The organism is Mycobacteroides sp. PCS013, from assembly GCF_049532645.1.
Taxonomy (GTDB): domain Bacteria; phylum Actinomycetota; class Actinomycetes; order Mycobacteriales; family Mycobacteriaceae; genus Mycobacterium; species Mycobacterium gwanakae.
The window spans coordinates 302,030-320,408 of record NZ_CP150131.1 but is presented as its reverse complement, the minus strand read 5'-3'; the positions used below and the strand labels follow the sequence as shown (position 1 = coordinate 320,408).

The 18,379-nt window shown below is 65.5% G+C and carries 19 protein-coding genes and 1 tRNA gene; 9 read left to right on the top strand and 11 right to left on the bottom strand.

Annotated features, from left to right (window positions below; genetic code table 11):
- Positions 1 to 20 precede the first annotated feature (20 nt).
- Together RHO23_RS01580 and mfd are read right to left on the bottom strand one after the other, a co-directional pair.
- On the bottom strand, positions 21 to 1,010 hold the full coding sequence (locus tag RHO23_RS01580; protein WP_070942759.1) for a nucleoside triphosphate pyrophosphohydrolase: 990 nt from the start codon (positions 1,008 to 1,010) through the stop codon (positions 21 to 23).
- Entirely contained in the window at positions 1,007 to 4,660 is a 3,654-nt protein-coding gene (gene mfd / locus RHO23_RS01575) for a transcription-repair coupling factor (protein WP_423488593.1), read from the bottom strand. The genes RHO23_RS01580 and mfd overlap by 4 nt, the downstream gene beginning before the upstream one ends.
- A 107-nt stretch (positions 4,661 to 4,767) precedes the next feature.
- On the opposite strand from mfd, the gene lysA reads away from it, so the two are divergent.
- On the top strand, positions 4,768 to 6,114 hold the full coding sequence (gene lysA, locus RHO23_RS01570) for a diaminopimelate decarboxylase (RefSeq protein ID WP_423488592.1): 1,347 nt from the start codon (positions 4,768 to 4,770) through the stop codon (positions 6,112 to 6,114).
- On the opposite strand, the gene RHO23_RS01565 is transcribed toward lysA, so the two are convergent.
- The 6 genes from RHO23_RS01565 to RHO23_RS01540 form a co-directional block, all read right to left on the bottom strand.
- Positions 6,111 to 6,410 carry a hypothetical protein gene (locus RHO23_RS01565; protein WP_030094584.1) on the bottom strand — a complete coding sequence of 100 codons (300 nt, stop codon included), beginning with the start codon at positions 6,408 to 6,410 and terminating at the stop codon, positions 6,111 to 6,113. The genes lysA and RHO23_RS01565 overlap by 4 nt on opposite strands.
- Before the next feature lie 91 nt (positions 6,411 to 6,501).
- Complete coding sequence (locus RHO23_RS01560) at positions 6,502 to 6,768, bottom strand: hypothetical protein (protein WP_057966846.1); 267 nt, start codon at positions 6,766 to 6,768, stop codon at positions 6,502 to 6,504.
- Positions 6,769 to 6,886: 118 nt separating this feature from the next.
- Entirely contained in the window at positions 6,887 to 7,126 is a 240-nt protein-coding gene (locus RHO23_RS01555) for a hypothetical protein (RefSeq protein ID WP_081347353.1), read from the bottom strand.
- Positions 7,127 to 7,229: 103 nt separating this feature from the next.
- Positions 7,230 to 7,529 carry a hypothetical protein gene (locus tag RHO23_RS01550; RefSeq protein WP_064410172.1) on the bottom strand — a complete coding sequence of 100 codons (300 nt, stop codon included), beginning with the start codon at positions 7,527 to 7,529 and terminating at the stop codon, positions 7,230 to 7,232.
- A 92-nt stretch (positions 7,530 to 7,621) separates the two neighbouring features.
- Positions 7,622 to 7,801 (bottom strand): hypothetical protein, encoded by a 180-nt coding sequence (locus RHO23_RS01545; protein WP_423489144.1) that lies wholly within the window; start codon positions 7,799 to 7,801, stop codon positions 7,622 to 7,624.
- 128 nt (positions 7,802 to 7,929) lie between these two features.
- Positions 7,930 to 8,523: a TetR/AcrR family transcriptional regulator gene (locus RHO23_RS01540; protein WP_030094579.1), complete on the bottom strand. Its 594-nt coding sequence runs from the start codon at positions 8,521 to 8,523 to the stop codon at positions 7,930 to 7,932.
- A gap of 151 nt (positions 8,524 to 8,674) precedes the next feature.
- Between RHO23_RS01540 and RHO23_RS01535 the strand changes: the two genes are divergently transcribed.
- The 4 genes from RHO23_RS01535 to RHO23_RS01520 all read left to right on the top strand — a co-directional run bounded on the left by RHO23_RS01535 (position 8,675) and on the right by RHO23_RS01520 (position 12,014).
- Positions 8,675 to 8,746, top strand: a tRNA-Gln gene (locus RHO23_RS01535).
- Between the two features lie 16 nt (positions 8,747 to 8,762).
- A complete protein-coding gene (gene glmU / locus RHO23_RS01530) occupies positions 8,763 to 10,211 on the top strand; it encodes a bifunctional UDP-N-acetylglucosamine diphosphorylase/glucosamine-1-phosphate N-acetyltransferase GlmU (RefSeq protein ID WP_030094578.1) in 1,449 nt (482 codons plus the stop codon).
- Between the two features lie 173 nt (positions 10,212 to 10,384).
- Positions 10,385 to 11,371 carry a ribose-phosphate diphosphokinase gene (locus RHO23_RS01525; protein WP_005059141.1) on the top strand — a complete coding sequence of 329 codons (987 nt, stop codon included), beginning with the start codon at positions 10,385 to 10,387 and terminating at the stop codon, positions 11,369 to 11,371.
- A complete protein-coding gene (locus RHO23_RS01520; protein ID WP_030094577.1) occupies positions 11,364 to 12,014 on the top strand; it encodes an LpqN/LpqT family lipoprotein in 651 nt (216 codons plus the stop codon). The genes RHO23_RS01525 and RHO23_RS01520 overlap by 8 nt, the downstream gene beginning before the upstream one ends.
- On the opposite strand, the gene RHO23_RS01515 is transcribed toward RHO23_RS01520, so the two are convergent.
- Complete coding sequence (locus RHO23_RS01515) at positions 12,001 to 13,206, bottom strand: erythromycin esterase family protein (RefSeq protein WP_423488591.1); 1,206 nt, start codon at positions 13,204 to 13,206, stop codon at positions 12,001 to 12,003. The genes RHO23_RS01520 and RHO23_RS01515 overlap by 14 nt on opposite strands.
- Before the next feature lie 14 nt (positions 13,207 to 13,220).
- Between RHO23_RS01515 and RHO23_RS01510 the strand changes: the two genes are divergently transcribed.
- The 4 genes from RHO23_RS01510 (at position 13,221) to RHO23_RS01495 (ending at position 16,550) form a co-directional block, all read left to right on the top strand.
- The gene (locus tag RHO23_RS01510) at positions 13,221 to 14,093 is read left to right on the top strand and encodes an oxidoreductase (RefSeq protein WP_423488590.1); all 873 of its coding nucleotides are present in this window, start codon (positions 13,221 to 13,223) and stop codon (positions 14,091 to 14,093) included.
- 155 nt (positions 14,094 to 14,248) lie between these two features.
- On the top strand, positions 14,249 to 14,896 hold the full coding sequence (locus RHO23_RS01505) for a 50S ribosomal protein L25/general stress protein Ctc (protein ID WP_101312650.1): 648 nt from the start codon (positions 14,249 to 14,251) through the stop codon (positions 14,894 to 14,896).
- Between the two features lie 34 nt (positions 14,897 to 14,930).
- Positions 14,931 to 15,497 (top strand): aminoacyl-tRNA hydrolase, encoded by a 567-nt coding sequence (pth, locus tag RHO23_RS01500; protein WP_081252350.1) that lies wholly within the window; start codon positions 14,931 to 14,933, stop codon positions 15,495 to 15,497.
- Between the two features lie 30 nt (positions 15,498 to 15,527).
- Positions 15,528 to 16,550, top strand: a complete 1,023-nt coding sequence (locus tag RHO23_RS01495; RefSeq protein ID WP_030094572.1) for a beta-ketoacyl-ACP synthase III — start codon at positions 15,528 to 15,530, stop codon at positions 16,548 to 16,550.
- A gap of 10 nt (positions 16,551 to 16,560) precedes the next feature.
- On the opposite strand, the gene RHO23_RS01490 is transcribed toward RHO23_RS01495, so the two are convergent.
- Together RHO23_RS01490 and RHO23_RS01485 are read right to left on the bottom strand one after the other, a co-directional pair.
- Positions 16,561 to 16,767: a ferredoxin gene (locus tag RHO23_RS01490; RefSeq protein ID WP_081349554.1), complete on the bottom strand. Its 207-nt coding sequence runs from the start codon at positions 16,765 to 16,767 to the stop codon at positions 16,561 to 16,563.
- A 13-nt stretch (positions 16,768 to 16,780) separates the two neighbouring features.
- Positions 16,781 to 18,316, bottom strand: coding sequence for a cytochrome P450 (locus RHO23_RS01485; protein WP_423488589.1), 1,536 nt, complete (start codon positions 18,314 to 18,316; stop codon positions 16,781 to 16,783).
- Positions 18,317 to 18,379 lie beyond the last annotated feature (63 nt).

Below are 18,379 nucleotides of genomic sequence, written 5' to 3'. Positions count from 1 at the left end.
ACGGTCTCCCGGGCTACGCCCTAGCTCTCGGCGGGTACCTCGACGGCATCGTCGGCAGGAGCCTCAACCGGATTCCTCAGCCAATGCTCGCGCCACTCCCCGGCAGCGACATCACGCAGATCGGCGCTCGCCAATCCGGCGGCGGTGTCCTCACCGCGGCGATCGGCCAGGATGCTCTTCTCGGCGCGACGCACGGTATCCATGAATTCCAAAACATCTGCCCGCAACTGGTTCTCGGCATCTCCATCCAGCTCGATGGTCACCGAAAGCAGCTGCGCCGGGATCAACTCGGTGGGCAGACCAGCGGCCGTCACCCGGCCGAGCACCTTCTGCGTGAGTGCCAGGGCCGGCTGGCTGCTGGACACACCGTCCAGACACGAGTCGCGATCCTTCTCCTGCGCCTTACGCTCTTCCCATTGCGCCAGTTGCTCTTCCAGCGAGATCGAGCTGGAATCGCCACCGGCGCCGAGGATCACCGGAATGCGGTTGCCCAACTTTTTCAGCAGCGCCTCGGCGACATCGTCGATGTTGAAGGGATGCTCCGGGGCATCCTCGGCGATGCGGGCGTGGAAAAGCACCTGCAGCAGTACATCCCCTAGCTCTTCACGAAGCTCGTCGACGTCACCGGTACGCACCGCGTCGAACAGCTCGTAGGTCTCTTCAAGCAGGTATCGCCGCAGCGAATCGTGAGTCTGAGTGCCCTCCCACGGGCCGTTCGTGCGCAGCCTGTCCATCACCGCCACCGCGTCGATGAGCTTCTCGCCCTGCCGCACCGGCGGTGCGATGACCGTGGCCCCGGCCGCGATCCGCGCCTTCACCTCCGGATGGTTGCGGTCCGAGGACAACAGCGCCGGGGCGTCCTCACCGATGTACACCGGACGTGCGGTCGACAGCGACCACGCCAGCCGGACGGGAAGCTCCTCGGTGTACTGCAGATCACCGGCGAGCAAACCGACGGCCTCGACCGGCACCATCGACGGATGGCGCGGGTCCACAAGGATGACGGTCATTTGCTCACCTCCACTGGTGTTATATCAACACTGCCCGCGGGGCGCCCCGACAACGCCAGCAGCAGATCGACAATCATGTGCACCAGCTCCAGGTCGCGGATGCGCTCTGAGCCCACGCCCCCGTCGCCGGCACGCGGGATAGGCACCTGCACAACGGAAGTCGTCGCACGATATTGCGCGGCCGGGTGCAAACGCTTGAGCCGCAATTGCGCCGAATCCAGAAGTGGCAACGGCTGTATTCGGATGTTGGTACCGACCACCGAAAGATCGGTGATTTCCATCTCACGACACAGCAAACGCAGCGAGGCCACCGCGACCAGTCGCTGCACCGGAAGCGGCAGCGGACCGTACCGGTCGACGAGTTCCTCGACCGCCGCGCCGATCTGCGCGGCGTCCCCGGCCGCCGCCAGCCTGCGGTATGCCTCAAGGCGCAACCGGTCGCTACCGATGTAGTCGGTGGGCAAGTGCGCGTCGACCGGCAGATCGATACGCACCTCCTTGGGTTCCTCGGCGGTCTGCACCGTCTTGCCGTCGGCCGCCGCGCGATACGCCTCGACAGCCTCGCCGACGAGCCGGACGTACAGGTCGAACCCCACCCCGGCGACGTGGCCGGACTGCTCGACGCCGAGCACATTGCCCGCGCCGCGGATCTCCAGATCCTTCATGGCCACCGCCATGCCGGCACCCAGATCGTTGTTCTGCGCGATGGTCGAGAGCCTGTCGTAGGCGGTCTCGGTCAGCGGCACCTCGGGCGAGTACAGGAAGTACGCGTAACCGCGCTCACGGCTACGGCCGACGCGCCCGCGCAGCTGGTGCAGCTGCGATAGCCCGAAGATATCCGCCCGCTCCACGATCAGGGTGTTGGCGTTGGAGATGTCCAGACCCGTCTCGATGATGGTGGTGCACACCAGGATGTCGTATTCGCGGTTCCAGAACCCCTCGACGGTGCGCTCCAGCAATTCCTCGGGCATTTGGCCGTGTGCCACAACGACTCTGGCCTCAGGAACCAGATCACGTATGCGCGCGGCGGCCCGATCGATGGAGCTCACCCGGTTGTGCACGTAGAACGCCTGACCATCGCGCAACAGCTCGCGCCGCAGGGCGGCTGCCACTTGTTTGTCGTCATGCGGACCGACGTAGGTGAGCACGGGGTAACGCTCTTCGGGCGGCGTCAGGATGGTCGACATCTCCCGGATGCCCGCCAGACTCATCTCCAGGGTGCGCGGAATCGGGGTGGCACTCATGGTCAGAACGTCGACATGGGTCCGCAGCGCCTTGATGTGTTCCTTGTGTTCGACGCCGAATCGCTGCTCTTCGTCGACGATCACCAGACCGAGGTCCTTCCACCGCACCGCGGTCTGCAGCAGCCGGTGTGTGCCGATGACGATATCGACTGAGCCATCGGCCATTCCCTCGATGACCAGCTTCGAGGTGGCCGGATCGGTGAACCGCGACAGGCCTGCCACCTTCACCGGGAATCCCGCGGTGCGATTGGTGAACGTCTGCAGATGCTGATCGGCCAGCAGCGTCGTGGGCACCAGCACCGCGACCTGCTTACCGTCCTGGACGGCTTTGAACGCCGCGCGCACCGCGATCTCGGTCTTGCCGTAGCCCACGTCGCCGCACACCACCCGGTCCATCGGAACCGGCTTCTCCATATCGGATTTCACCTCGGTGATGGCGGTCAGCTGATCAACCGTCTCGACAAACCCGAAGGCGTCTTCCATCTCCCGCTGCCACGGAGTATCCGGCGCGAAGGCATGTCCGGGCGCGGCCTGGCGCGCCGCGTACAACGCCACCAGCTCACCCGCGATCTCACGAACAGCCTTGCGCGCCTTGGTCTTCGTATTGGCCCAGTCGCTGCCGCCGAGACGGCTCAGGCCGGGAGATTCGCCACCGACATACCGGGACAGCTGATCGAGGGAGTCCATGGGCACGTACAGGCGATCGCTCTGCCCACCGGCGGCGGCGCCACGCTTACCGGACGCGTATTCCAGCACCAGATACTCCCGGCGCGCCCCGCCGACGGTGCGTTCCACCATCTCGACGAATCGCCCGATGCCGTGCTGATCGTGCACAACGAGATCGCCGGCCGCGAGGGCCAGCGGGTCAACCTGGTTGCGGCGCTTGGCAGGTAACCGCTTGCCATCCGTGGCCGCGACCCGGCTGCCGGTGAGGTCCGTCTCGGTGACGATGACGATGTTGGCGCCTGCGAGCACCACACCGTCGGTGAGGTGACCACGCAGCACTCCGACAACGCCATCGACGGGCTCCGTGCCCGGCTCCAACAGCTTTGCCGGCGTTTCCGTTTCGGCCAGCTGCTCGATGATCCGGTGGGTGGTGCCGGTACCAGCGGCCACCACCACGGCCCGCCCGCCGGTCATCACGTGGGCGCGCAGCATCGCGAAGATCTCCGCCGCACCCTCCTTGTGGCCGCGCGAAGAGGGCGATGGCCGTACCGCGAGATCGATCGCCTGATCGTCGCCCATGCTCAGCGGGCTCAGTGACCACCACGGATGCCCGGTCTCGTCTGCCGCGTGCTTGACGTCATCAAGCTCCCGAAATCCCGAATCCGCCAGCGCGGCAACATCGATTGGTGCGTCGGCGCCGATCGCGGCGACCGACCAGGATGCCTCCAGGAACTCCCGGCCGGTGCGCTCCAGATCCGCCGCCCGGGTGCGCACCTTCTCCGGATCGCAGATCAGCACGGGAGTGCCCTCGGGCAGATGGTCTACCAGTATGGTCAGCTCACCCGAATGCAGCACGGGCAGTAGCGATTCCATTCCGTCGACACAGATTCCGTCGGCCAGCTTGGCCAGCATCTCCCCCAGCCCGGTACCGAGCCGGTGCTCGCCCTCGGTACTACCAGAGTCTCCGGCCGCCGCCGCGAGCTCGGCCGCACGCGTGCGCACCTGTTCGGTGAGGAGCAGTTCGCGACAGGGCATTGCCAGCACGGAGGTGACCTGCAGTTCGGGGATCGACCGCTGGTCGGCAACGGAGAAGTAGCGCATCTCGCTGACCTCGTCGCCCCAGAACTCCACGCGCACCGGATGGTCTGCGGTGGGACTGAAGACGTCGAGAATGCCGCCGCGCACCGCGAACTCGCCACGGCCGGCCACCATGTCCACCCGGGTGTACGCGAGCTCGACCAGTCGGGCGATCAGCCCGTCGAATTCCGACTCGGCCCCCACGGTGAGCTCCACCGGCTCCAGATCGAACAGCTCGGGCGACATCGGCTGCAACAGCGAGCGAACCGTCGTGACAACCACCCGCAGCGCGGGCCCCATCCGGGAGTCCTCCGGATGGGCGAGCCGGTGCAGCACCTGCAACCGGGCTCCCACGGTGTCGACGCCGGGTGACAGCCGTTCGTGCGGAAGTGTCTCCCACGACGGCAGCAGGGTGACCGAGTCGCCGTACACGTCACGCAGCTCGGCGGCGAGATCTTGCGCTTCCCGGGTGGTGGCCGTCACCACCAGGACGGGCGCATCGCTCGCATCGGCCATACCGGTGACGACGAATGGGCGGGCACACGACGGTGCCGTCAGATCAAGGCCGGTCTTGGCGGCGAGGGCCGGGGCAAGAACATCGAATGCGGGATCCCGCAAGGCTGTCCGGATCACCCCGGCGAGAGGCGGGGCAGTCACAGTCATGGTGCGTTCATTCTACGGCGCCCAGATCTCGAAAAGATCGGGCCCATCACCGTCAAGGCCACGTCAAGAAACTCCGCATGGGGTCGCCACAGGCGCACGGTAGATGCATGACACTTCTGGACCTCCTGCCGTCCTTACATAACGTGGCGCGACCTCGCGTCGACCCGGCCGTGTGGCCGGTCACCACACACCTGGACGAGCAGGGCCGGATGTGCGTCGGAGAGACGGCGCTCTCGGAAATCGCCGACCAATTCCGCACCCCCGCCTACGTGGTTGACGAGGAGGATTTCCGCCACCGCGCCCGTCACTATCGCCGCACCCTGCGCGAGATCGAGATCGCGTACGCCAGCAAGGCGCTGCTGACGACCGATATCGCGCGCTGGGTGGCGCAGGAGGGGCTGTCGCTGGATGTCTGCTCTTCCGGCGAGCTGGCGACCGCGCTCGCGGGCGGCTTCGACCCCGAACGAATCATCATGCACGGCAACGCCAAGACCCCTGACGAGCTCAGTGACGCGGCCGCGGTCGGCGTGGGCCGGATCGTGCTGGATTCCAACACCGAGATCATGTTCCTGGCGACCCGGCTCAAGAAACGCCAGCGTGTACTGGTACGGGTCACCCCCGATATCGACATCCACGGGCACGCCGCGGTAACAACGGGCGTCACCGATCAGAAGTTCGGATTCCCGCTACACAGTGGGCATGCCACCGAGGCCGTCCGCCGCGTGCTGGACCAGCCCCTGCTGGACCTAGTCGGCCTGCACTGCCACATCGGCTCACAGGTCACCGATTGCACGCTCTACGGCGAAACCATTCGCCACATGATCGCCGCGATGGCCGATATCCGCGCCAAGCGCGGCGTGATCCTGGGTGAGCTCAATATCGGTGGCGGCCACGGCGTTCCCTACCGCTCGGGTGACCCCGAACTCGACCTCGCCGAACTGCGCGACTTCATCGACGACGCCCTCGACGCCGCCTGCGCGGCCGAGCGCTTCCCGCGGCCCCGCGTCGTCGTGGAGCCCGGCCGTGCCATCTCCGCCCGCGCGGGAGTGACGCTGTACCGGGTGGTGTCGGTGAAGACTCAGCCCGGCGGGCGTACCTTCGTAGCCGTCGACGGCGGCATGAGCGACAACCCCCGCGTCTCACTGTATGACGCGAAATACAGTGTCGCACTGGCAAATAGGCATCCCTCTGCCCCACCGCAACTCGTGACAGTGGCCGGGCGGCATTGTGAATCCGGCGACGAGATCGCCCGCGATGTCAGCCTGCCCTCCGATGTGCGCCCCGGCGACGTGCTGGCAGTGGCCTGCACGGGTGCGTACAACCACAGCATGGCCTCGTCCTACAACCTGGTTGGACGTCCCCCCGTGCTAGCAGTCCGCGACGGACGGGTGCGCGAGCTGGTACGCCGCGAGACGATCGCCGATCTGCTCTCCCGAGACTGCGGCGCGCGCTAGAGCGCAGCACCACCCTTGGTCGGAGCAACCGTCAACGGCGGTGCCGGGATGTGAGCCGTCGGGGTTGAGTGGAGCTCGGCATCGCCGGGCTCGGCACAGACCTCCTCGCCCGGCTTTGGTGCACTGCACTTTTCGTGCGCTCCTGCCGGCGGGACGACCGCCGTAGGCAGCGCGCACGCGGCAGCGCCCGGTGCACACGGGGGGTCGGCGTGCGATACGCCCAATGCCAGCGGCACACCGATGGTCACACCCGCCGCCACCAGCAGCGCCGCACGCCGTACCAGCACAAACATCATGAGCACGACGATAAGTCGAGGCGACTCAAGATGCCATCAGACCAGCGCTATTCCCAGCCAGTTCACAGCTGACGACCGACCGCGCCAAGGCTCAGGGGTGGTTACGCGCTTCCCCCGGAGCGTTGATCATCTGCCACGGCGGCATGCCACTCTGCGGGGCCTGCGGCATGTCCGCTGGATTCGGTTTCGAGTGCAGCTCGGCATCCTCGTGCACCGGCCCCGGCGTCGGTGCCTGGCACATCGCCGGATCCGCGCACGGCTGCTCCGCCCCAGCCATCGGAGCAAGTACCGCGGGCGTGACCACCAGCGCCGCCGCGGCGGCTCCTGCCACCACCCACCGCATCACTGTTGACGTCATGACGACCACCTCGCCTATCCATCGACCCCAGAGTCTGACTTTAGGCGCTTTTTGCACGTCACACAGCTAGTTCACAGCTTTTTCGAACTTATCGCGAAGGTTCTGGCCCCGAATCACCTCAGAGGTTGTCCGGGCGTAACGGAACATCAGGCGGCGTCGGCAGATCGGCCGGATCCGGCCACGACCGCAGCTCGGCATCACCCGGAGTTATGCACACCTCGGATCCGGTCCGAGGCTGCGCGCAATTTCCGTGCCCACCACGGACAGCACTCGCTACATCCACTGAACTGGGACCGGCGGGCACCGCTGCCAGCAGACTCACCACTACCACCGCCATGGCATATCGAAGGCCAGGCATGGGACAACACCCCTTAAATGCTTAGATTCCCTAACGACACAACATTAAACTCGTTAGGATCTGAAAGCAACCATCAAGGGCAGTGCTACCCCGGGGTTGCCGGCTAGTGGCCGCCCATACCGGGGTTACCGAAAACCATCCAGGGCGGAGTCTCGGCCTGCGGCACCGGCGGGATATCTGCCGGGTTCGGCGAAGAATGCAGCTCCGCATCGCCCGCACGGGTGCACACCATGTCGTCGGGTCCACCGTTGCAGTTCTCGGGGTTAGGCGGCTCGGACTGACACATCGCCGGGTCCGCACACTCCGGATCAGCCGCGGCAACCGAAGCCAGCGACACGGGCAAAACGCCCAGCGCGGCCGCGGCGGCGCCGACCACAGCCCATCGCACAACTACTGACGTCATCACATACACCTCATCCTGTGGTCAACCCCAACGACTTAAATTCTAGGTGATCGGCGCATGTCACGCACTGATTCGGTTCGACAGCGCGCCCGCTATGGGATCCGGATACCCGAGCCGGTGCCACCCACGACCAGCCACGGCGAGGCCTGCGGAACATCAGGGATGAACTCCCGGTTCGGCGTGGAATGCAACTCGGCGTTGCCCGGCTTCACACACACCCGCGCGGTCAGCGGACCACTGCAGTCGTCTGCGGCCGCAACGGGAGCACCCATCAACGCGACCGCGACAGCGGCCGCGGCACCGAGAACCAGGCGAATCCCTGTCACCACCGACCACCTCCTGCGCGTACCACCCGTCATGTCCAACGAAGCGCGGCGCGCAGATGTTCCGGGGTGAAGACTCATTCCTCCTGTAGCTGCGGATCTGCTTCCAGATGCTTCAAGCCATGCCAACACAGGTTGACGATGTGCGCCGCCACCACTTCCTTCTTGGGCTCCCGCGCATCGAGCCACCACTGGGCTGTCATCGATACCTGCCCCACCAACGCCTGCGCATACAGCGGCGCCATCTCCGCATCCAGTCCACGGCGCTGGAAGTCGCCCGCCAGGATGCTCGACACCTGACTGACCGCGTCGTTGAGCAGGCTCGAATATGTCCCCGAGCTGACCCCGGGCGGTGAGTCCCGGATCAGGATCCGGAAACCGTCGGTGCGGTCCTCGATATAGCTCAACAAGGCCAACGCCACCTGTTCCAGCCGCACCCGCGAGCGATAACTCGTCAACGACGAGGTGATGCCGTCGAGCAGCACCGACATCTCACGATCCACCACGACGGCGTAAAGGCCCTCCTTACCGCCGAAATGCTCGTACACGACGGGTTTGGAGACTCCGGCGCGTTGGGCGATCTCTTCGATGGAGGTGGCCTCGTACCCACGTTCGGCGAACAACGACCGCGCGACATCGATCAGCTGGCGGCGCCGCTCAGTACCGGCCATCCGGACGCGAGGAGTCCGCCCGGGGCCGTCCGGCCTGCTTGGTACCGACATGTGCCATCACTTTCCTCGGCCGCACGACCGAGCTTGTTGACCTGATGTCGCTCGGACAAGCCTCGCTCCTTGGTCGACTACAGTCTTCATTCTGTAACAGTCCGTCGTGGTGTAATCGGCAGCACCTCTGATTTTGGTTCAGATAGTTCAGGTTCGAGTCCTGGCGACGGAGCAGTAGGGAGTAGGAAATGCCAGGCAATCCCGCTGGGACTGCAGTAATCGTGCTGGCCGCGGGTGCCGGTACCCGCATGTGTTCGGACATCCCCAAGGTGCTGCATACCCTCGGCGGCCGCTCGATGTTGGCGCACTCGGTACATGCCGCCGCGAGTGTCAACCCCGAACACCTGGTGATCGTGCTGGGACACGACCGCGAACGCATCGCCACCGCGGTGGAGATACTCGCCGAATCGCTGCATCGCGAGATCGCTATCGCCGTGCAGGAACAGCAGCTTGGCACCGGGCACGCCGTGGCATGCGGCCTGCAGGCGCTGCCCGCGGACTTCGCCGGCACCGTCGTCGTCACCTCCGGCGATATCCCCCTACTCGATGGGGAAACACTTGCCGGGCTGATCAACCGGCATCAGGCCGAGCCCGCCGCCGCCACCCTGCTGACCACCACCCTGGCCGATCCCACCGGTTACGGGCGCATCCTGCGCACCCAGGACCGCGAGGTCATCGCCATCGTGGAGCAGACCGACGCCACCGACAGCCAACGTGCCATCGGTGAGGTCAATGCCGGGGTGTACGCCTTCGACATCGGGCCGCTACACGCGGCGCTATCTCAGCTGCGCTCGGACAACGCCCAGCACGAGTTGTATCTCACCGACGCCGTGTCGATCATCCGCCAGGGCGGAAAAGCGGTGCACGCCAACCATGTTGACGACAGTGCGCTGGTGGCCGGCGTCAACGACCGGGTGCAGCTCTCTGAGATGGGCGCCGAGCTGAATCGGCGGATCATCCGATTCCACCAGCGCGCCGGAGTCACCATCGTCGACCCGTCGAGCACGTGGATCGATGTCGACGTCCGGATCGGGCAGGACGCGACCATCGCGCCCGGCACCCAGCTGCACTCGCAGACCGTCATCGGCGGCCACTGCCACATCGGCCCCGACACCACCCTCATCGACGTGACGGTGGGCGACTCGGCCACCGTCATCCGCACCCACGGCCAGGGCGCCACCATCGGCGCACGGTCGGTGATCGGGCCGTACACGTACCTGCGACCGGGCACCGTGACCGGCGAGAGCGCCAAACTGGGCGCGTTCGTGGAGGTCAAAAACTCGACGGTGGGCCGGGGCACCAAGGTGCCGCATCTGACCTATGTGGGCGACGCCGATATCGGCGAGCACAGCAACATCGGCGCATCCAGCGTCTTCGTCAACTACGACGGAGAAACCAAGCGGCGCACCGTCATCGGCTCGCATGTGAAGACCGGATCGGACACCATGTTCGTGGCCCCGGTGACCGTCGGCGACGGCGCGTACACCGGCGCGGGCACGGTCATTCGCGAGGACGTGCCGCCGGGCGCGCTGGCGGTGTCGGCCGGTCCACAGCGCAACATCGAAGGCTGGGTCGCGCAGAAACGCCCCGGAAGCGATGCGGCCAGGGCCGCCGAGGAAGCGTCCAGGGATTCCTGACCTCCGAGGGCGAACACGGCCTCCGAAAGCCGGGGTTGGACATCTCGCGTTCAAATTCCGGCAACCCGCTCCCAGCCACCGGGGGAAGGTCCGTACCATTAGCCCGGCGGGCCGGTACCCGGCGCCGTCCTTGTGAAGCCCAAAATTACGAACCCAAGAGGACTAGCTGCGCCGTGAGCACCGACTGGACCGATAACCGCAAAAATCTGATGCTGTTCTCGGGTCGTGCGCACCCTGAACTGGCCGAACAGGTCGCCAAGGAACTCGACGTCCAGGTGACCGCGCAGACCGCCCGCGATTTCGCCAACGGCGAGATCTTCGTGCGCTTCGAGGAGTCGGTACGCGGCTGCGACGCGTTCGTCCTGCAATCGCATCCGGCACCGCTGAACACGTGGCTGATGGAACAGCTGATCATGATCGATGCGCTCAAGCGCGGCAGCGCCAAGCGGATCACCGCGATCCTGCCGTTCTACCCGTATGCGCGCCAGGACAAGAAGCACCGTGGCCGCGAGCCGATCTCGGCGCGCCTGGTGGCAGACCTGTACAAGACCGCGGGCGCCGACCGCATCGTCACGGTGGACCTGCACACCGACCAGATTCAGGGCTTCTTCGACGGACCGGTGGATCACATGCGCGCCCAGTCGCTGCTGTGTGGATACATCGCCGAGCACTACGTGAGCAATGGCGAAGATGTCGTCGTCGTGTCGCCGGACTCCGGGCGCGTGCGCGTCGCAGAGAAGTGGGCCGACTCCCTGGGCGGTGTGCCGCTGGCCTTCATCCACAAGACACGTGACCCACGAGTGCCCAACCAGGTCAAGGCCAACCGCGTCGTCGGTGACGTCACCGGCAAGACCTGCGTCATCACCGACGACATGATCGACACCGGTGGCACCATCGCCGGGGCCGTCGGGCTGCTGCACGAGGCCGGTGCCAAGGACGTCGTGATTGCCGCCACCCACGGCGTGCTGTCCGACCCCGCCGCCGAGCGCCTGGCCAACTGTGGTGCCCGCGAGGTGCTGGTCACCAACACGCTGCCCATCGGCGAGGAGAAGCGCTTCCCCCAGCTGACGGTGCTGTCGATTGCGCCGCTGCTCGCCAGCACCATCCGCGAAGTTTTCGAGAACGGTTCGGTAACAGGACTTTTCGACGGGAATGCGTAGCGCCGCGCTGGTCGCGGGGTGCCTGCTGGCGCTCGCGACCGCCGGATGCGAGTCGAAACAACCCGAGCCACAAGCTGGTTCGTCAAGCAGCTCGGCATCGAGCACCACGGCGACACCCACCACCACGCCGACCTCGATGAACGAGTACCTGCAAAGCGCCGGCGTCAAGGTAGTCCCGGTATCGCCGGAGAGTTCGGCGAACGTGCGCGTCGAGATGCCGCTGCCCGAAGGCTGGGAAAATCTGGGCGCGTTCGAGCCCGCCTACCTGGTCAGTGACAAACCCAGCGCGGCCGATCAAGGACGAACACCCAGCGCGGTGATCTACCTCATCAGGCTGGAGGGTGCCCTGGACGCCCGCACGGCGATCACCGAGCACGGGTTCGTCGACGCGCAGAACGCCCAGGGCTTTCAGAAGATCAGCTCATCTCTGGACGACTTTCAGGGATATCCGTCGGCAGCCATCGAAGGCACCTACGACAACCAGAACGTTCGGGTGCACGCGTGGAATCGGGACGTCATCGTGCCGGACGGACCGCTGCACTACCTCGTGCAGCTCACGGTGACCACCACCGAGGCGCAGGCGTCGGCACTGGCCAAGGACGTCGCCGCTCTCACCGGCGGTCTGAAGATCACGAAGCGCTGAGGCGCCGAATGAAAGCGATGGCGTCCACCCCCTCCAGGTGAGCGGGATCGATCGGGTAACAACCCGTCTGCGGGGCCACGTCCTGACGGGCGAGCAGTCCGTCCGGTATCTCGCCCACGGGAAACAGGATCCGATCGGATTCCCAGCTCCACATCCATCCCTGCAGGGTGGCAGCGTGCGGCACGCCGATGTTCGCGGCCTCATGAGTGCCGAAATCGCTCGCGATGACCGCGTACGGGACGCGATCGGCCGAGGCCACCAGCGCTCCGGCGCACCACCAACTCGCCAGCGCAGGGCCCATGGACACCGTGCTCTGATGTCGCTGCAGGTGCTCGTTGTGGGCGAACACCAACGTTGGGCCCCTATGCATTTCGGCCTCGGCGATAGCCTCCAGATTCTCGGCCATGAGCGCATCCCGGACTCCCAGCATGGTGGACATGCGATCCGGGCCAGGGTCGGCCATCGCGAAATGTGCCCGCAGCAGGCTCACTGCCGCGCGGGCGACGGTGCACATCTGCCAGAACTGCTGCGGCGACGTTGAGGCGCGCAACGCGGGGGCGTACCTCGCCAGCGCGATCACGAGTTCATCGGCGATCAGCCGCAATGCACGTGCCGGAGCCGATCGGCCGATCGAGACCTTGGCATCGAGCATGGCGTCCGGGTGAGACCAGGCGGCATCTTCACCCACCAGATCGGTGATCACCTCCTCCGAGTAGGGCAGGGCGGCACCACCGTTCGACAGATACCTGTGCACCGCGAGGAGGGTGTCGCGCGGACTCGGCGACGCCATCATCTCGGTGGTGGCATCGAAACCGTAGAACCGCACCTGTTCGCCGGGGCCTCGGCCGCTGTTCCAGTCGCGTAGCCACGCGATGAGCTCGCGGCTGGCCGAATAGGCGCCGAACCCGTGACTGAATCCGGTGTCGAGCACCTCGTCGAGGGTGCCCTCCCCTGCCGTCACATACCGGTCGACGGCGAATCCGGCCACGGCGTCACTCTCCAGCGCGACCGACCGGAAGCCGCGCTCGACCACAAGGTGACGGAGCAGCCGGTTGCGTAGGTACCCGAACTCCTGCGGCCCGTGAGTTGGTTCTCCGATACCGAGCAGGCGAGGTGGGGACTGCAGGCCCGAAAGGAAGGCGTCGACGTCTGCCTCAAAAGTCACGCCCTCGACGGTATCGAGCTTGAGCATTAGGGTCAGCTCCCGTGACCAAATGGACCGCCGCGGCGCTGCCGTCATTCGAAGGCCGCACCGTCATCATCACCGGAGCCAATAGTGGACTCGGCCTGGAGACCGCCCGCGAGCTGGCTCGCGTCGGCGCCCATGTCGTCATGGCGGTGCGCAACACCGAGAAGGGCAAGGCCGCCCAGTCCTCGATCACGGGAAGCACCGAGGTGCGTCAGGTCGACGTCGCCGATCTGGCGTCGGTGCGCGCCTTCGCCGACACCGTCGATACCGCCGACATCCTGGTGAACAACGCCGGCATCATGATGGTGCCGCAGGCCAAGACCGTCGATGGCTTCGAAAGCCAAATCGGCACAAACCATCTCGGCGCGTTCGCACTCACCAATCTGTTGCTCCCCAAGATCACCGACCGTGTGATCGCGGTGTCCTCGGTCGCTCATCGCGCCGGGAAGATCGACCTCGCCGACCTCAACTACGAGCGGCGCGGATACACCCGCGCCGGAGCGTATGGCGCATCCAAGCTCGCCAACCTGCTGTTCACCAAGGAGCTGCAGCGCCGACTGAGCGCGGCCGGATCGTCGGTGCGCGCGCTGACCGTCCATCCGGGTGTGGCCGCCACCGAGCTGCAGTCGCACAGCGGGAACCCGATCTTCGAGATCGCCTTGAAGACCGGCAACCTCTTTGCGCAGGATGCCGCGCACGGCGCCCTGCCGACGCTGTACGCCGCATCCCAGGATCTGCCGGGCGACACGTACATCGGACCGGACGGCCCGTTCGAAGCCAAGGGCTACCCCAAGCAGGTGGGCCGCAGCCGCAGAGCACAGGACGCCGAGAGCGCTAAGGGCCTATGGGACCTGTCCGAGCAGCTCACCGGGGTGTCCTTCCCTCTCTGACACCCACGCTGATTGGTCTTTCAGGTCCGGGCTCGGCTACTCTGAACGGGCTGTCACGGCGAGGGTGGGTCTTCCCACCGTTATCGACGGGATCATGGGCGTCATCCTGATGTCCTCCCTGCGCCGTGTCTCACGAAACGCAAGGAGCTGACCAGATGTCCAAGAAGAACGCCCCCACCAGCAATAACCTCACCGTCACCGTCCGCACGGACACCGGTAAGGGTGCCTCGCGCCGCGCCCGCCGCGACGGCTTGGTCCCCGCGGTCCTGTACGGCCACGGCACCAACCCCGAGCACCTGAACCTGCCGGCCCGCGACTTCGCGGCGGTGCTGCGCCACTCCGGCACCAACGCCGTCCTGACCTTGGACATCGAAGGCCGCGAGCAGCTGGCTCTCACCAAGACCATCGAGATCCACCCCATCCGCCGCAACCTGGTGCACGCCGACCTGCTGGTCGTGCGCAAGGGCGAGAAGGTCACCGTCGAGGTGAACGTCCATGTCGAGGGCGACGCCGAGAGCGGCACCCTGGTCACCCAGGACGCCAACACCCTGGAGATCGAGGCCGAGGCACTGTCGATCCCCGAAAGCCTGACCGTGTCGGTTGAGGGCCTTGCCGCAGGCACCCAGATCACCGCCGGATCGATCGAGCTGCCCAAGGGCGTCACCCTGATCTCCGATCCGGAAACCCTGGTCGTCAACGTCGTCACCGCACCGACCGCTGCCGACCTCGAGGCCGAGGGTAGCGGCGACGAAGGCGCCGAGGCTCCCGCCGAGGAAGCCACCGAGGACTCCACCGAAGAGTAGAGCGGAGTAATCCGTGCCTCTATCCGACGACGCCGTGCTGGTGGTCGGCCTGGGCAACCCCGGGCCGACCTACGCCAAGACCCGGCACAACCTCGGATTCATGGTCGCCGACCTGTTGGCGGCCAAGGACGGCGCAACATTCAAGCCGCACAAGAAGTCCGGCGCCGAGGCGACAACGATTCGCCTCGGCGGCCGGGCCGTGAATCTGGCCAAACCACGCACGTTCATGAACACATCCGGCCCTCAGGTGGCCGCGCTGGCCAAGTTCTTTTCCGTTCCCCCCGGGAACGTCATCGTCATGCACGACGAGCTGGATCTCGATTTCGGCACTGTGCGCCTCAAGCTCGGCGGCGGCGAGGGCGGCCATAACGGGCTGCGCTCGGTATCGCAATCACTGGGCACCAAGGACTATCTGCGGGTCCGCCTGGGCGTTGGGCGCCCACCCGGCCGCAAGGATCCTGCGGCCTTCGTGCTGGAGAATTTCGCCAAGACGGAAACCGAACAGGTTCCGTTGCTCTGCGAACAGGGTGTCGATGCGACTGAGCTGCTGATCCGCCTCGGCCTGGAGGCAGCACAGAATCAGGTACATGCCTGGGGTTAGACATCCGGGCGGCCCCGCTATGGTCTCCTCATGACCGACATCGCGGAGATCACCGGCATCAACAAGATCGGCCTGCTCAGCCTGGGGGCATACCGTCCCGAACGCGTCGTCACCAATGAAGAGATCTGCGAGCGCATCGAGTCCTCGGACGAGTGGATCTACACCCGCACCGGCATCAAGACCCGCCGGTTCGCTGCCGAGGAAGAATCCGCCCAGACTCTGGCCATCGAAGCCGGACGTAAGGCCATCGCCAACGCACTGCTCACCGGCGCCGAGATCGACGCGGTGATCGTCGCCACCAGCACCCATTACCTGCAGACGCCGGCGTCTGCTCCGGCCGTCGCCACCGCGCTGGGGGCCCAGGGTGTCCCGGCATTCGACCTGTCCGCCGGCTGTGCCGGGTTCGGATACGCGGTGGGCGTGGCGGGCGACATGATCCGCGGCGGCAGCGCCAGCAAGGTGCTGGTCATCGGTTCCGAAAAGCTCTCCCCCGCGCTGGATATGACCGATCGCGGCAACTGCTTCATCTTCGGCGACGGGGCAGGCGCGGTTGTCGTCGGCGAGACCGCCGAACAGGGCATCGGTCCCACGGTATGGGGCAGTGATGGCAGCCAGGCCAACGCCATTCGTCAGGACATCGACTGGATGGACTTCGCGGCAGCACCCGACCCGGAGGGCCCGCGCCCCTACCTGCGCATCGAGGGAACCTCGGTATTCCGTTGGGCCGCATTCGAAATGGGCAAGGTGGGCCAGCGCGCCCTGGAAGCAGCCAAGGTTGGCCCGGAAGATATCGACGTCTTCGTCCCACACCAGGCCAACAGCCGGATCAACGAACTCCTGGCCAAGAACCTGCACCTGCGTTCGGATGCGGTGATCGCCAACGACATCGAGCACACGGGCAACACCTCTGCCGCTTCGGTCCCGTTGGCCATGGAGGGCCTGCTGTCCACCGGCGCCGCCAAGCCGGGTGATCTGGCCCTGCTCATCGGATACGGCGCCGGACTGAGCTATGCCGCGCAGGTGGTCAGAATGCCACCCGTTCCATTCGAGTAGTCAGCGCAGCTCAACAGAACTCGATTGCGCCTGCAGGACAAAGCCTGCTTGCCTGCTGCACCACCTCCACCTGACCCGCAGCCAGGGCCAGTGGTCCGGCCCCGCCGTCTGCCAGTGTCGCGACTCCCTCATCGCCGAGGCTAAACAGCTCTGGATGAGCGCGGACGCAGTATTCGGACCCCATGCACACGTTCTGGTCGATAGACACGGACGGCATAGTCATCAACCTCTCAACGCCGCGTAAGGGTCACAGGCAGGCCGCCGTCGATGACGGTCGAGAAAGCGAACTTGTGTCGTGGTGCCCAATTTTCGGGTACCGCGAGTCTGTACCGCTGGAAGATAGTCGCCAACAGCAGCTGGGCATTCATGTACGCCATACCCGTACCCACGCAGTGATGCGTACCCGATCCGAAGGGCATGAATGCCAACCGCGGACGTGCACGTACCTGCTCGGGATCCATGAAACGCATCGGGTCATATCGGTCCGGGTCGTCGCCCCACCATCGACGATCCCGATGCACCACATACAGCGACGTGGCCACAACGCTGCGCCTGGGAATCGGATATCCGCCGATCTCGTTCTCATCCATCGCAAAGCGCCAATTGAGCGGCGCACCCTGCAGGCGTTGACCTTCATCGAAACATGCTTTGGCCCAGTTCAGTTTAGGAAGGTCAGCCACACCGGGCACGTTGCCACCCAACGCATCTACCTCCTCGTACAACCGGGCGACGTGCTCGGGGTTCTTCAGAAGCAGGGCCAAGGTCCACGACATCGCCGCCACAATCGTTTCGTAACCACCGGTGATGAGCACGATCAGCTCTGCAATCAGATCTCGCTCACTTAGCGTCGACTCGTCGTCGTAGCGCGCCTCCAACAGGATGCTCAGCAGATCCGGATTCTGAACAGGGTTGTCGCGGCGGCGCCTCACGATCTTCTTGACCTGCAGCACGAGCCGCAAGAGCGAGTGTGGCGCGCTTTGAACACCAGGGAAAGGCAACGGATTTGGAGGCATGGACAGCAGCAGATACGACGCGCCGAGACGCATCGTCGCGCGGACATCCACGTCGATCTCGTGAATTTCCTTATCGGAGATCGAGGTTGAGAACATCGTCCGCAAGAACGCGGGCAGTGTCACCCGGGCGATCTCATGCTGGAGGTTGACGGGATTGGACGTATCTGCCCATTGACCCCATCGATCTACCCGGTTGACGAATTCCTCGGACAAAACGTCGGCCACCCGCGCCAGATGCCGCCGCCCAAACATCGGCAGCAACATCTTTCTTCGTTCCCTGGACATTTCGCCCTCAAGGGTCGGGACGGAACGGCCGATCCACCGGAACAACCATTGCGTGGTACCGAACATGCTGTACCGGCCGGTGGCGTCATCCATGAAGGCAGAGATGTCATCTGGGTGGCTGACCACGATGAGGTCATGAATAGGCAGCGGCACGCGGTACACGTCTCCGTACTTTTCAGCGTTCGCCCGGAGAAACTCGTAGGGGTTTCGGTAGTACGGAATCAAGGAACCCACGACGGGCAGCCCCTTGGGGCCGGGCGGTAAGGGTGTCGGGCGGCCCGAGCCATTCACCGCACATGTAGCGACCCGAAGCGGACGACGAGTGGGCCAAAAGGGATCGCTACGAAGCGAATTGAGAATGCTCAGCCTCCCCCGCGACCATCGAGAGGCCTCGGGCGCAAACGGTGGCGCCGAGTTCACGCCTGTTTCATTCGGGCTGCCCAGCTCGTCGCTAATCGGCAATGCCATCTACGTCTCCATACCTCTTACCTGGACGGATGCCTGTGAACGATCGCCCACAGACGTTTTGTG